The sequence below is a fragment of the Ramlibacter sp. genome (assembly GCF_035706265.1).
In the GTDB taxonomy this organism is placed as follows: domain Bacteria; phylum Pseudomonadota; class Gammaproteobacteria; order Burkholderiales; family Burkholderiaceae_C; genus Ramlibacter.
In genome coordinates this window covers 1-13,497 of sequence record NZ_DASSVG010000088.1, presented here as the reverse complement: position 1 = coordinate 13,497, position 13,497 = coordinate 1, and the positions used below count along the sequence as shown (strand labels likewise).

The 13,497-nt window shown below is 68.0% G+C and carries 13 protein-coding genes; 8 read left to right on the top strand and 5 right to left on the bottom strand.

Annotated elements, in window-relative coordinates:
- Positions 1-50 precede the first annotated feature (50 nt).
- Both VFM98_RS03400 and VFM98_RS03395 read right to left on the bottom strand, forming a co-directional pair.
- Positions 51-278: a hypothetical protein gene (locus VFM98_RS03400; protein WP_325108495.1), complete on the bottom strand. Its 228-nt coding sequence runs from the start codon at positions 276-278 to the stop codon at positions 51-53.
- A gap of 499 nt (positions 279-777) precedes the next feature.
- Complete coding sequence (locus VFM98_RS03395; protein ID WP_325108494.1) at positions 778-1,578, bottom strand: DUF6064 family protein; 801 nt, start codon at positions 1,576-1,578, stop codon at positions 778-780.
- Positions 1,579-1,624: 46 nt separating this feature from the next.
- Here VFM98_RS03395 and VFM98_RS03390 point away from each other — a divergent pair, with 46 nt between their 5' ends.
- From VFM98_RS03390 to VFM98_RS03375, 4 genes are all read left to right on the top strand, one after another.
- On the top strand, positions 1,625-2,008 hold the full coding sequence (locus VFM98_RS03390) for an MbcA/ParS/Xre antitoxin family protein (protein WP_325108493.1): 384 nt from the start codon (positions 1,625-1,627) through the stop codon (positions 2,006-2,008).
- Positions 2,008-2,703, top strand: a complete 696-nt coding sequence (locus VFM98_RS03385) for an RES family NAD+ phosphorylase (RefSeq protein WP_325108492.1) — start codon at positions 2,008-2,010, stop codon at positions 2,701-2,703. Before VFM98_RS03390 ends, VFM98_RS03385 begins: the two co-directional genes overlap by 1 nt.
- 286 nt (positions 2,704-2,989) lie before the next feature.
- Entirely contained in the window at positions 2,990-4,507 is a 1,518-nt protein-coding gene (locus tag VFM98_RS03380) for a MerR family transcriptional regulator (RefSeq protein WP_325108491.1), read from the top strand.
- A 30-nt stretch (positions 4,508-4,537) separates the two neighbouring features.
- A complete protein-coding gene (locus VFM98_RS03375) occupies positions 4,538-4,921 on the top strand; it encodes a hypothetical protein (protein WP_325108490.1) in 384 nt (127 codons plus the stop codon).
- Here VFM98_RS03375 and VFM98_RS03370 read toward each other — a convergent pair.
- Both VFM98_RS03370 and VFM98_RS03365 read right to left on the bottom strand, forming a co-directional pair.
- Positions 4,918-5,853, bottom strand: coding sequence for a stomatin-like protein (locus VFM98_RS03370; RefSeq protein ID WP_325108489.1), 936 nt, complete (start codon positions 5,851-5,853; stop codon positions 4,918-4,920). The genes VFM98_RS03375 and VFM98_RS03370 overlap by 4 nt on opposite strands.
- A gap of 15 nt (positions 5,854-5,868) precedes the next feature.
- Positions 5,869-6,294: an NfeD family protein gene (locus tag VFM98_RS03365; RefSeq protein ID WP_325108487.1), complete on the bottom strand. Its 426-nt coding sequence runs from the start codon at positions 6,292-6,294 to the stop codon at positions 5,869-5,871.
- 117 nt (positions 6,295-6,411) lie between these two features.
- On the opposite strand from VFM98_RS03365, the gene VFM98_RS03360 reads away from it, so the two are divergent.
- Entirely contained in the window at positions 6,412-8,676 is a 2,265-nt protein-coding gene (locus VFM98_RS03360) for an arginine/lysine/ornithine decarboxylase (protein ID WP_325108486.1), read from the top strand.
- 68 nt (positions 8,677-8,744) lie between these two features.
- On the opposite strand, the gene fabI is transcribed toward VFM98_RS03360, so the two are convergent.
- Entirely contained in the window at positions 8,745-9,533 is a 789-nt protein-coding gene (gene fabI, locus VFM98_RS03355) for an enoyl-ACP reductase FabI (protein WP_325108485.1), read from the bottom strand.
- 37 nt (positions 9,534-9,570) lie between these two features.
- Here fabI and VFM98_RS03350 point away from each other — a divergent pair, with 37 nt between their 5' ends.
- The 3 genes from VFM98_RS03350 to VFM98_RS03340 form a co-directional block, all read left to right on the top strand.
- Positions 9,571-11,388: an extracellular solute-binding protein gene (locus VFM98_RS03350; RefSeq protein WP_325108484.1), complete on the top strand. Its 1,818-nt coding sequence runs from the start codon at positions 9,571-9,573 to the stop codon at positions 11,386-11,388.
- 17 nt (positions 11,389-11,405) lie between these two features.
- A complete protein-coding gene (locus VFM98_RS03345) occupies positions 11,406-12,440 on the top strand; it encodes a microcin C ABC transporter permease YejB (RefSeq protein ID WP_325108483.1) in 1,035 nt (344 codons plus the stop codon).
- Between the two features lie 76 nt (positions 12,441-12,516).
- The coding region (locus VFM98_RS03340) for an ABC transporter permease (protein ID WP_325108496.1) at positions 12,517-13,497 on the top strand (981 nt) is incomplete at its 3' end.

Here is a 13,497-nt window from a genome sequence, read left to right as displayed (position 1 = left end):
CCAACGCACCGCCGGCCAGGACGGCCGACAGCACGCCCGCGGCGAGGAGATCAAGGAACCTTGACATAGTCGTTCTGCCCGTTGACGGTGCGCACCTTCAACTGCTGTTCCCAGTTCGCGCGGTCGCCGGGCTTCCAGCCGGCCGCCGTGAAGGGCGGCTGCTTGTTGGTGCCGCTGAACGGTGCGGCGTCGCTCTTGATGCCGCTGGCGGTCTGCTCGCGCTCGGCGCAGCCGGCGCAAGCCAGGGCCGCGAGGGAAAGGACGAGGACGGTTCTCACGACTTGGCACCTCCCGGTTGGCCGGCGTTCAGAACAAAGTGGACCGGTAATACCTCGCGACGTGCTCCGTGAGCCGGTAGCCGGAGCGGTTGCCGCCACTTCCCGGCGGCCCTTGCAAGGCCGCAGCCTGGCGCGGCGTGGCGCGGGGCAGGTGAAGCAGCGCGGCGCCTGCTGCTCCGGCCGCGGCGACGAGAGTGACAAGGCGCCTGCGGGTCGTCTCGGTACGCAGTGGGGACATGGCGTTGACCTCCGGTCATGCGGGGCGCGAGGGTCGGCCCCGATGCGGCTCAATGTAGGTACGGCTCAGGCACCCCGCAACGCCCGGTCTCTGGCGAGGTCCCGAAGCGAAATTCGCGCCATGCGGTCCCGGCTTCCTTGCCTCGTGCTCTCGGGAGTTGCTGCTTCCTGGTTCACACCACTGGCAGGAGAACAGGCGCGCCGCTTCGCGACACGTTGTCGCGGAGCCGGCGACGCCGTGTCGCATCCGGGCTCGGCGTGCTCAGGTCGAAGCTGGGACTGTCCGGGAGTCTTTTCGCAGCAGCATCGGAAGGGCGGCCGCCCCGCTGAACAGAAGCACCCAGTCCTGCGGCACTTGCAGCAGGAAAGCCGCACTGCCGCCGACCAGCGACCAGAGCAGCGGCACGACCAGCACGGATTTCGGCACCACCGGCCTCGCCAGCAGCAGCACGCCGAAGGTGAAGATCGTCACGGGACAGGGCGTGACGCCGAACGTGGGCATCCTCGGATAGCCGTGCCCGGTCCAGAGGCCCAGCAAGGGGTAGGCGACCGTGGCGTAGGCGATGAACCCCCAGCCCACGACACCCAGCGGCCCGGCCCCCGTGCCGAAGCGAATGCGGCCGGTCGCGCCGATCAGGAGGAGGAGGGCGCCTTCGAGCACGAACAGGGCGCCGAAGAGCCACGCGGCCTTGTTGATGCTCGCGAAGTGCATCCAGTGGTAGGCGACGCCGGTCCACAGCCACATGAGGGCCAGTCCAGCGCAGACCAGGTTCGCCGAGCGCCTCTTCAGGCCGAACAGGATGGCCAGCGCCACCAGATAGGCGAGCACCTGCGCCGGCCAGATGCGCGTGTTGTAGGTGGCGAAAACGTCGACGAACTGCTCGTACGTGAATGGAAGCATGACCCCTCCGCGATCCATTGAAAGATGGGCGGCCGCGGACGGACGGGTTTGATGGGCGTCAACGAGCGCGCCGCGCGCGCGGCGGCATGCCGGCTCACTGGCGGCCAGAGTCGGCTGGTGTCTCGTGCGGAAGATCCAGCGGTCGCAATATTGCTGCAGCAATATGATTGGACTAGAATTGCTGTAGCAACAGAGAAAGGGGCGCACCATGGCTGATGCTGCGATCGTGTGCGGCCAGGTTCCGGCGGGGGCTGCGGTTCTGACCAAGGCAACGCTGAGGGCGGCCGAGTTGCTGGGCCTGACGAATGCCGCGCTGGCGCGGGTGGTGGGCCTCAGCGAATCCCAAGTCTCGCGCATGTCCAAGGGCGAGAAGGCACTGGAGCTCGGCTCCAAGCCGGCCGAACTGGCGGCCTTGCTGGTGCGCGTCTACCGCTCTCTCGACGCGCTGGTCGGCAACAGCGATGCACAGCGCAAGGCGTGGATGGCCAGCTTCAACCGTGCGTTCAACGAGCCGCCCAGGGAGGCGATCCTGAAGGTCGATGGGCTCGTGCGCGTGGTGAACTACCTGGACGGCGCCCGCGCGGTGGTGTGATGTCCTGGCGCCAGGAGTGGCTGGCGCAGCTCCAGTGGGGGGAGCGCGCGCTGTGGCGGGGCGTGGAGGCCCAGCACCGGGCGGCGACCATGCGGCTGGTCGACGACCTCGACGAGCAGTTGCTGCTGGAGCAACTGCTCGAGGAGAGCAAGCCGAAGCTGCCACCGGCAGCCGCCGGCACGCACTACCTGCTTTTCACCCCATTCCGCTACGTGTCCCCGTGGCCTTCGCGCTTCCGCCGGCCCCATGAACCCGGTGCCTGGTACGGCGCCGACGATCCGGCCACGGTGGCCGGGGAGCTCGCCTTCTGGCGCTGGCGGTTCTTCATGGATTCCGACGGCCTGCGCGAAGGGCAGGTGCTGGCGGAGCTCACCTTCTTCCAGGCCCGCTTCGCCGGGCTGGAACTGGACCTCACGCAGCCGCCCTGGGTCGAGAACCGCACCGGCTGGCGCGATCCGGACGACTATTCGCAATGCCACGCACTGGCCGCCGAGGTGCGGGCCCTGCAGCCGCCGGGGCAGGCCATCCGCTACGAGTCGGCGCGCTGCGAAGGCGGCATGTGCCAGGTCGTCTTCGACGTGCAGACCCTCTCGATCCCGAACCCCGGCCTGCAGCAGACCTGGACGTGCAAGACCACGAAGGGCAGGGTGCTGCTGTCGCACGATGAGGACCGGCTGCAGTTCGACATGGGCTGACAGGTTCGGGAAGTCGTCTGTCCAAATTGAAGTGGACAGAGACAGGCAAACATAGACAGTTATCTGGACACATAGGTAACAGTCCAAATGAGCCGCCGGCCAGCCATACCCGGCACCATCTCATGCGCTGGGAAGCGCTCGTTCTCCGGGGCCAGGCTCCTCTTGACGGGATTCTCCGCCGTCAGTTCCGTTGCCTCGCGCCCACAACTGTCCAATGCACGTTTGACTAACTGTTCACATCTGTCTACAGTTGTGTCTAAACAGTCCAGGAACACAGAGGCCACTCTTGCTCACCAGCAAGGAGATCATCGAGCGCACCGGCATCTCGCGGGCCACGCTCAACAACTACATCGCCAGCGGCCTCATCGCGAAGCCGCGGGTGCTGCCGCCCGGGCCCGAGCACGGCGCGGCGCCCCGCATCGGCTTCTTCCCGGACGACACCCTCGCGCGCATCGAGACCATCCAGCGCCTCAAGCGCGAAGGCTGGAGCATCACGCGCATCGCCGGCCACTTCGCCGCAGCGTCGCATGCGGGCACGGCGGCACCGACCCCCGCCGCGTCACGGCCTTCGCAAGCCGCCGAAACCACCCGCCTCGAGGCCCCGCCGGCGCCCGCGCCGCTCGCCTCGGTGCCGCCGCCGGCGCCGGCCGCGGCGCGCAACCTGATCGCCGCGGTCACGCCCGTGGACGCCGGCCAGCCGGCCTACCTGGTGAACGACGCCTTCCTCCTGGTGTGGATGAACGAGCCGGCCGCGGCTTCGCCGCTGTCCCCGCTGGCGCATCGTGGCGCCTCGGGCAACGTCCTGCGGCATCTGCTGGCCGGCGACGAAGCACAGGGACGCGACGCGCTCGTGCGCTTCCACCTGGAAGCCGCCCGCGCGCGCGGCCTGCCGGCCACGCAAGTGCTCGCCGGCCTGGACGGCGCGGCCTCCAATCACTTCCACGCCCTCTACGGCCAGATCCCCCGACCCGCCGCGCTGCCGCTGGTGGCCCAGTCGCTGCTGCCGCCTGCGGGCGCCATGCCGGCCCGTCGAATCCATGCGGTGCACTTCCGCGAAGGCGTGCTGTTCGCGCTCGGCGAGGCCGGCGCCGACGCGGCGGCGGGGAACAATGAAGACGCGACGCCGCCGACGCTCACCCCCGTCGCGGTGCTGGTCGCCGTGCTGCAGGACGCCGCCGACCTGTGGGTGCGCCTGAGCGCGGAGGAGTACTTCGAGCTCCTCAACGAAGTCGGCCTGGAGCTCGATGCCATCTTCCGCGCCCACCAGGGCCGGCCCGGCCGGCCCGTCGGCGAGGCGCTGGCCTGCTACTTCCTCCCGCAGCCCGGAGGCAGCTATCTCTGGAGCGCGCTGGCGGCGGCCCACCGCGCCCGCGAGACCATGCGGCAGGTCAGCCAGCGCTGGCGCGTGCGCAAGGGCTGGGACCTGGAGCTGCGCGTCAACATCGGCATCGACGAGGGCCAGGACTGGCTCGGTACCCTGGGCCTGCCGGGGCAATCCGACCTGCGCGTCCTCGGCGATGCCGCCGACCGCGCCGGCCACCTCTCACGCTGCAGCCGCATGGGCGCGATCCTGCTCACGCGCAACCTGGTGGGCAAGCTCTCGCGCGAGGAGCGCCAGCAACTGACTTACGGGGTGCCCCGCCTGGAGGGCACGCACGGCGAGGCGCCCCTTCTTTTCACCTTTGCCCGGCTGGCCGACCTGGCCGGCCCCGGCGCGGCACCGGCCGCGGTGGCCGAACTCGCGGTGGCCGAACTCCTGGCCCTGCACGCACCCGCGGCGCTCCCCCCCGGCGGGTCCCGCTGAACAACACAAGAAGAGACAAGGAACGTCCCCATGCGCTGGTTCAAAACGAAGGATCTCAGAAGCACCATCACGGCGATCTTCACCGTCAGCACCGCACCCGAGCTCGACCCGGCGGAGCAGGCCGAGCGGCTGGAGCACCTGCGCCGCGAGATGCTGTCGATGGCGGTGCAGACGCAGGGCGCGCGCTCCGAGCAGCTGGTGCGGCGCATCCGCTACGCGGTCAGCGTGGAGGCGCTCTGGTACGCGCGCGGCGAGCTGATGGCGCAACTGGCCAGGCTGTACGGCGAGGCGGAGGCGCGCGAGCGGGTCGACGCGCTGCATCCCCAGTTCACCGGCCTGCTGCCCCGGGGCCTGCGCTCGCGCCCCAGCCCCCTGGACGGGACCTACCGCTCCAGCCGCCCGCCCGAGAACTAGGAAGCGGTGCCCGCCGGTCCCGAGGAACGCGTGCCGGCCACCATCTTCATCGCGGAGGCGATCAGGCCGGAGACCTCGCTCATGTTGGCGGGGATCACCAGCGTGGTGTTCGAGTCCTCGGCCACCTTGCCGAAGGCGTCGACGGCCCGTTCGGCCACCTTGAGCTGCACCGCCTGCTCGCCGCCCGGCTGGCGGATCGCGTCGGCGACCTTGCGGATGGCGTCGGCCGTCGCGTCGGCCACGGCCACGATGGCGGCCGCCTCGCCCTGGGCCTTGTTGATCTCGGCCTGCTTCTCGCCTTCCGAGCGGGCGATGAAGGCCTCGCGCTCGCCGGTGGCGATGTTGATCTGCTCCTGCCGCCGGCCCTCGGAGGCCGCGATCAGGGCGCGCTTCTCGCGCTCCGCCGTGATCTGGCGCTGCATCGCGTGCAGGATCTCCGCCGGCGGCGTCAGGTCCTTGATCTCGTAGCGCAGCACCTTCACGCCCCAGGTGACGGCCGCTTCGTCGATCGCCTGCACCACCTGGTGGTTGATCATGTCGCGTTCCTCGAAGGTCTTGTCCAGCTCCAGCCGGCCGATCACGCTGCGCAGCGTGGTCTGGGCCAGCTGGGTGATCGCCACGATGTAGTTGGAGGAGCCGTAGCTGGCCCGCACCGGGTCCGTCACCTGGAAGTACAGGATGCCGTCCACCTGCAGCTGCGTGTTGTCGCGGGTGATGCAGACCTGGCTGGGCACGTCCAGCGGGATCTCCTTCAGGCTGTGGCGGTAGGCCACCCGGTCGACGAAGGGCATCAGGAAGTTCAGGCCCGGCGTGAGCGTCTGGTGGTACTTGCCCAGGCGCTCCACCACCCACGCGTGCTGGTGCGGCACGACCTTGACCGACTGCACGACGAAGACGACGGCGATGATGAAGAGGACCGCTGCAATGGTCATTTCTTGTTCTCCTTGTCAGACTTTCTCGACGACGAGCCGGCTGCCCACCACCTCGCGCACCCGGTAGGTGCCCGGGCCCTGGGGCGTGCCGCCGAAGGGCACGACCGTCCAGTTCGCCCCGCGGTAGCGCACGGTGGCCGTGTGGTCGGCCCCCCAGTGCTCCACCTGCACGGCCTCGCCGACGTCGGGATTGACGGCGGAATTCGCCTGCGCCGGCGGCTCCGAGGGCCGCTTGCCGCGCAGGAGGTGCCAGGCGGCCACGGCCCCGCCGCCCACCAGGGCGGCGACGACCAGCTGGGTGGAGGGCCCGGCCCCGCCATGGGCCGCGATCGCGCCGGCCGCCAGCCCGATGGCGAGCATCAGCAGGTAGAAGGTCCCCGTCAGGAGTTCGACAGCCACCGCCGCACCGGCGAGCAGCCACCACAGAGTGGAGTCAGCCATAAGCCCCCTTTGGGCGCATTGTGGGCCAATTCCTCATCCGTCCGACAATGTGGGCGCTGCGGATTTCATACACTCGCCGCTTCCCCCGCCTATTTCGACGCCGCGACGCGCTCCTCCATGAAGTTCCGCTTCCCCATCGTCATCATCGACGAAGACTACCGCTCGGAGAACACCTCCGGCCTGGGCATCCGCGCGCTGGCGCAGGCGATCGAGGCGGAAGGCTTCGAAGTCCTGGGTGTCACCAGCTACGGCGACCTGTCGCAGTTCGCGCAGCAGCAGAGCCGCGCGAGCGCCTTCATCCTGTCCATCGACGACGAGGAAGTCACCGGCGGCGCCGAGATCGACCCCGCCGTGGTGAAGCTGCGCAACTTCATCCTCGAAGTGCGGCGCAAGAACGCCGAGGTGCCGATCTACGTCTACGGCGAGACCAAGACCTCGCGCCACCTGCCCAACGACGTGCTGCGCGAGCTGCACGGCTTCATCCACATGTACGAGGACACGCCGGAGTTCATGGCGCGCCACATCATCCGCGAGGCGCGGGCGTACCTCGAAGGCATCCAGCCGCCGTTCTTCAAGGCGCTGCTCGATTACGCGGAGGACGGCTCCTACTCCTGGCACTGCCCGGGGCACTCGGGCGGCGTGGCCTTCCTGAAGTCGCCGGTGGGCCAGATGTTCCACCAGTTCTTCGGCGAGAACATGCTGCGCGCCGACGTCTGCAACGCGGTGGACGAACTGGGCCAGCTGCTCGATCACACCGGCCCGGTGGCCGCCTCCGAGCGCAACGCGGCGCGGATCTTCAACGCCGACCACTGCTTCTTCGTCACCAACGGCACCAGCACCTCCAACAAGATGGTGTGGCAGCACGAGGTGGCGCCCGGCGACGTGGTGGTGGTGGACCGCAACTGCCACAAGTCGATCCTGCACTCCATCATCCTCACCGGGGCGATCCCGGTGTTCCTGCGGCCCACGCGCAACCACTTCGGCATCATCGGGCCGATCCCGCAGAGCGAGTTCTCGCCCGAGTCGATCAAGGCCAAGATCCGCGCCAACCCGCTGCTGAAGGGCGTGGACCCCGAGACGGTCAAGCCGCGCATCCTGACGCTCACGCAGTCCACCTACGACGGCGTCCTGTACAACACCGAGACCATCAAGGGCATGCTCGATGGCTACGTCGAGGCGCTGCACTTCGACGAGGCCTGGCTGCCGCACGCCGCCTTCCACCCCTTCTACGGCGCCTTCCATGCCATGGGCAAGAAGCGCCCGCGGCCGCAGCAGTCGCTGGTCTACGCCACCCAGTCCATCCACAAGCTGCTGGCCGGCATCAGCCAGGCGAGCCACGTGCTGGTGCAGGACGCCAAGGAGAACAAGCTCGACCGGCACCTGTTCAACGAGTCCTTCCTGATGCACACGTCGACCAGCCCGCAGTACGCGATCATCGCCAGCTGCGACGTGGCGGCCGCGATGATGGAGCCGCCCGGCGGCACCGCGCTGGTGGAGGAGTCGATCGCCGAGGCGCTGGACTTCCGCCGCGCGATGCGCAAGGTGGACCAGGACTACGGCAAGGACTGGTGGTTCAAGGTCTGGGGCCCGGACAGGCTGGTGGAAGAGGGCATCGGCCGCGCCGACGACTGGATCATCAAGGGCGAGTCGCGCGCCGCCAAGTGGCACGGCTTCGGCAACCTGGCCGAGGGCTTCAACATGCTGGACCCGATCAAGTCCACCGTGGTGACGCCGGGGCTGGACCTGAACGGCAAGTTCGCCAGGACCGGCATCCCGGCCTCGATCGTCACCAAGTTCCTGGCGGAGCACGGGGTGATCGTGGAGAAGACGGGCCTCTACAGCTTCTTCATCATGTTCACCATCGGCATCACCAAGGGCCGCTGGAACACGCTGCTGACGGCGCTGCAGCAGTTCAAGGACGACTACGCCAAGAACCAGCCGATGTGGCGCATCCTGCCGGAGTTCTGCCAGCAGTTCCCGCGCTACGAGCGCATGGGCCTGGCGGACCTGTGCCAGTACGTGCACGAGATGTACGCCAAGTACGACATCGCGCGGCTGTCGACCGACATCTACCTGTCGGACCTGCAGCCGGCCATGAAGCCGAGCGAGGCCTTCTCGTACATCGCCCACCGCAAGACCGAGCGGGTGGAGATCGACCAGCTGGAGGGGCGGATCACGACCTCGCTCGTGACGCCGTATCCCCCCGGCATTCCGCTGCTGATCCCGGGCGAGGTCTTCAACAGGAAGATCGTGGACTACCTGAAGTTCGCCCGCGCCTTCAACGCCGAATGCCCCGGCTTCGAGACCGACATCCACGGCCTGGTGGCCGAAGAGGATGCGAACGGGAAGCTGCGGTACTACGCGGACTGCGTGAAGGACTGATTGGTTTTCCTCCCTCCCCCGCTGGGGGAGGGCAGGGGTGGGGGCGCCTCAGGCCGCCCCCTGCGCTCTCAAGGCTGGTCTTCCACCCCGATCGCCACCTGCGAGAAGCCGCCGTCGACGTACATGATCTCCGCCGTGATGCCACTGGCCAGGTCGCTGAGCAGGAAGGCGGCCGCGTTGCCGACGTCCTCGATCGTCACGTTGCGGCGCAGCGGCGCGGCGCCGGCGACGATGCTGAGCAGCTTGCCGAAGTCCTTGATGCCGCTGGCCGCCAGGGTTTTGATCGGCCCGGCGCTGATGCCGTTGACGCGGATGCCCTTGGGGCCCAGCGAGCCGGCCAGGTAGCGCACGGAGGCTTCCAGCGAGGCCTTGGCCAGGCCCATCGTGTTGTAGTGCGGCACGATCTTCACGGCGCCGAGGTAGGTCAGGGTCAGCAGCGCCGCGTTGTCGTTCAGGTAGGGCAGGGCCGCCTTGGCCATGGCCGGGAAGCTGTAGGCCGAGATGTCCTGCGCCGTCTTGAAGGCCTCGCGCGACAGGCCGTCCAGGAAGTCGCCGGCGATCGACTCGCGCGGGGCGAAGCCGATGCTGTGGACGAAACCGTCCAACTTCGGCCAGGTGGCCGACAGGTCCTGGAACAGCTTGTCGATCTGGGCGTCGTCGCCGACGTCGCACTCGAACACCAGCTTCGAATCGAACTCGGCCGCGAATTCGGTGATGCGGTCCCTGAAACGCTCGCCGACGTAGCTGAACGCCAGTTCCGCGCCCTGGTCGCGGCATGCCCGCGCGATGCCGTAGGCGATCGAGCGGTTCGACAGCACGCCGGTGATCAACAATTTCTTGCCTGTGAGGAAGCCCATGGGTCTCTCGTTTGAAAATTCTCGGCAGAATTGTCGCATGCGAGGTTTGCCGACATTGCTGGCCTTGGCGCTGATCTGCCCGGCCGCCTGGGCCGCCCATGGCTACGCGTTGTGGGGGGACCTCAAGTACCCGCCGAATTTCCCCAATTTCGGTTACGTGAATCCCCAGGCTCCCAAGGGCGGGGAGTTGCGGCTGGTCAGCAACCTGCGCTACTCCACCTTCGACAAGTACAACCCGTTCACGATCAAGGGCTCGCCGCCCGCCTACCTGGCCGGCCTCATGTTCGACAGCCTGCTGGCCGGCGCGGCGGACGAGATCGGCTCCGGCTACGGCCTGCTGGCCGAGGACGTGGAGGTCACGCCCGACGGCCTGGCCGCCACCTTCCGCCTGCGCAAGGAGGCCCGCTTCCACAATGGGGACCCGGTGCTGGCGCAGGACGTGAAGCACACCTTCGACACGCTGCTGGGCCCCTATACCTCGCCGGCCTACAAGACCACGCTGGACGACCTGGCGGGCCTGGACGTGCTGGACGAGCGCACGGTGCGCTTCCGCTTCAAGCGCAAGAACCGGGAGATGCCGCTCACGGTGGGCGGCATGCCGATCTTCAGCCACAAGTGGGGCATGGTGAACGGCAAGCCCAAGCGCTTCGACGAAGTGGTGATGGAGGTGCCGATCGGCAGCGGCCCCTACAAGATCGGGCCGGTCAACTTCGGCAAGGACATCACCTACGTGCGCGACCCGAACTACTGGGGGCGGGACCTGAACGTGCGGCGCGGCACCTCGAACTTCGACCGCATCACGGTGAAGATCTACAAGGACAACACCGCGCGGCTGGAGGCGCTGAAGGCCGGCGAGTTCGATTTGATGCGCTTCTTCTCCGCCGGCGACTGGGCGCGGCGCGTGAACGGCCGGCGCTTCAACACCGGCGAACTGGTGAAGGCGGAGTTCCGGCACCAGCTGCCTTCCGGTTTCCAGAGCTACGTGCTCAATACCCGCCTGCCCAAGCTGCAGGACGTGCGGGTGCGCGAGGCGCTGGGGCTGGCGGTGGACTACGAGTACATGAACCGGCAGCTGTTCTACAACTCCTACCAGCGGGTGCAGGGCCTGTTCGGCAACACCGAATGCAAGTCCTCCGGCCTGCCGTCGAAGGAGGAACTGGCGCTGCTGGAGCCCTGGCGCGGCAAGGTGCCCGACGCCGTCTTCGGCCCGGCCTACGTCGCCCCGCGCACGGACCCGCCGCACTCGCTGCGCGACAACCTGCGGCATGCGCGCGAGTTGCTGAAGCAGGCCGGCTGGCACGTGCGCGACGGCGCGCTGCGCAACGACAAGGGCGAGCCCCTGGTGCTGGAATACCTGGACAGCCAGGAAGGCGGCGCCCGCACGGTCACGCCCTGGATGCGCAACCTGGAGAAGCTGGGGATCACGCTGAACTTCCGCACCGTGGATTTCGCGCTGTACCAGCAGCGCTTCCAGCGCAAGGAATTCGAGATCATCTCGCTCGCCTATCCGGGCACCGCCACACCCGGCCAGGAATACGTCGACCTGTTCGGCAGCAAGTCGGCCGACATCGAGGATTCGGGCAACCTCACCGGCATCAAGAGCCCCGCCGTCGACGACCTGCTGCGCAGGATGACCAGCGCCGAGACCAAGGCGCAGATGCTGCCGGCGTGCCGCGCGCTGGAGCGCGTGATCATGCACTCGCACATCCTGATCCCGCAGTGGACGGCGCCCACCCACCGCATCGTCTACAACGCCTGGCGGCTGCAGCCGATGCTGCCGATGCCGCCGTACTCGCAGGGCGAGGGCTGGGCCATCGACACCTGGTGGGCCAAGCCGCAACAGGCGAACATGTGAAAGCGACCTGACCCGCCATGGCCTCGTACATCCTCAAGCGCCTGCTGCTGATGCTGCCCACGCTGTTCGGCGTGCTGCTGGTCACCTTCGTCGTGACGCAGTTCGTGCCGGGCGGTCCGGTGGAGCAGTACCTGGCCGAATCGCGCGCCAACGTGGGCGGCGGCGGGGGCGAGGGCGGCGGCGCCTTCAGCTACCGCGGCGGCCAGGGGGTGGACCCCAAGCGCATCGAGCAGATCAAGGCGCTCTACGGGTTCGACAAGCCGGCCCACGAGCGCTTCTTCCAGATGCTGGGGCAGTACGCGCGCTTCGACCTGGGCAAGAGCTTCTTCCAGAACAAGGACGTCTCCACGCTGATCAAGGAGAAGCTGCCCGTCTCCATCAGCCTGGGTCTGTGGACCTTCTTCATCAGCTACCTCATCGCGGTGCCCCTGGGGGTGGCCAAGGCGGTGCGGGCCGGCTCGCGCTTCGACCTGGTGACGACGCTGGTCGTGCTGATCGGGTATGCGATCCCCGGCTTCGTGCTGGGGGTGGCGCTGCTGGTGATCTTCGGCGGCCAGCTCGGATGGTTCCCCTTGCGCGGCCTGACCTCGGGCAACTGGGAGGAATTGAGCTGGCCCGCCCGCATCGTCGACTACCTGTGGCACATCACGCTGCCGGTCACGGCCATGGTGGTCGGCAGCTTCGCGGTGACGACCATGCTGACCAAGAACTCCTTCCTGGAGGAGATCCGCAAGCAATACGTGCTGACCGCGCGCGCCAAGGGGCTGGACGAGCGCCGGGTGCTGTGGAAGCACGTGTTCCGCAACGCCCTGATGCCGATCATCGCCGGCTTCCCGGCGGCCTTCCTGGGCGCCTTCTTCACCGGCTCGCTGCTGATCGAGACCCTGTTCTCGCTCGACGGCCTCGGCCTCCTGAGCTACGAGAGCGTGATCCGCCGCGACTATCCCGTGGTGCTGGGCACGCTGTACCTGTTCACCGTGCTGGGGCTGCTGACCAAGCTGCTCAGCGACCTCATGTACGTCTGGGTCGACCCCCGTGTCAAGTTCGACTAGCCCGAACCTGCTGGCCGATCCCACGGCCGCCGGCCAGACGGCCGGCGCGGGCTCGGCCAACCTCACGCCGCCCGCCCTGTGGGTGCACGTCTCGCCGGCGCGGCGCGCCTGGCGGCGCTTCCGCAAGAACCGCCTGGGCTTCGTCAGCCTGGTGATCTTCCTGGTGCTGGTGATCCTGAGCCTGTTCGCCGAGGTGCTCTCCAATGACCGGCCGATCCTGGTGCGCTACAACGGCGACTACTACTTCCCGATGGTGAACAGCTACCCGGAGACCACCTTCGGCGGCGACTTCCTCACCGAGACCGACTACCTCGATCCCTTCATCCGCGAGCAGCTGCACAAGGGCGACAACTTCGCCGTCTACGCGCCCAATCCCTACGGGCCCAAGACGATCAACTACTTCGCCAAGGAGCCGAATCCTTCCAAGCCGACGCGCGAGAACCTGCTGGGCACCGACGATCGCGGGCGCGACATGCTGGCGCAGCTCATTTACGGCTTCCGCCTGAGCGTGCTGTTCGGCCTGGCGCTCACCTTCATCGGCGTGGTGCTGGGCGTGATCAGCGGCGCGATCCAGGGCTTCTTCGCCGGCAAGACCGACCTGGCGTTCCAGCGCTTCATCGAGATCTGGGAGTCGATGCCGGAGCTGTACCTGCTGATCATCTTCAGCGCGATCTTCTCGCCCAGCGTGGCGCTGCTGCTGATCCTGCTGTCGCTGTTCGGATGGACCGGGCTGTCGCAGTACGTGCGGGCGGAGTTCCTGCGCAACCGGCAGATGGACTACGTGCGGGCGGCCAAGGCGCTGGGGGTGGCCAACGGCCGGATCATGTGGAAGCACATCCTGCCGAACAGCATGACGCCCGTCATCACCTTCCTGCCTTTCCGCATGAGCGCGGCCATCCTGGCATTGACCTCGCTGGACTTCCTGGGCCTGGGCGTGCCACCCGGCACGCCCTCGCTGGGCGAGCTTCTCAGCCAGGGCAAGAACAACATCGACGCCTGGTGGATCTCGCTCTCCACCTTCGCCGTGCTGGTGCTGACGCTCCTGCTGCTCACGTTC

Coding starts and splice junctions, on each gene's coding strand:
- VFM98_RS03375 (WP_325108490.1), top strand. CDS start 4,538: ATGCGCTGGTTCAAAACGAAGGATCTCAGAAGCACCATCACGGCGATC.
- VFM98_RS03365 (WP_325108487.1), bottom strand. CDS start 6,294: ATGGCTGACTCCACTCTGTGGTGGCTGCTCGCCGGTGCGGCGGTGGCT.
- VFM98_RS03345 (WP_325108483.1), top strand. CDS start 11,406: ATGGCCTCGTACATCCTCAAGCGCCTGCTGCTGATGCTGCCCACGCTG.
- VFM98_RS03350 (WP_325108484.1), top strand. CDS start 9,571: ATGCGAGGTTTGCCGACATTGCTGGCCTTGGCGCTGATCTGCCCGGCC.
- fabI (WP_325108485.1), bottom strand. CDS start 9,533: ATGGGCTTCCTCACAGGCAAGAAATTGTTGATCACCGGCGTGCTGTCG.
- VFM98_RS03385 (WP_325108492.1), top strand. CDS start 2,008: ATGTCCTGGCGCCAGGAGTGGCTGGCGCAGCTCCAGTGGGGGGAGCGC.
- VFM98_RS03360 (WP_325108486.1), top strand. CDS start 6,412: ATGAAGTTCCGCTTCCCCATCGTCATCATCGACGAAGACTACCGCTCG.
- VFM98_RS03390 (WP_325108493.1), top strand. CDS start 1,625: ATGGCTGATGCTGCGATCGTGTGCGGCCAGGTTCCGGCGGGGGCTGCG.
- VFM98_RS03370 (WP_325108489.1), bottom strand. CDS start 5,853: ATGACCATTGCAGCGGTCCTCTTCATCATCGCCGTCGTCTTCGTCGTG.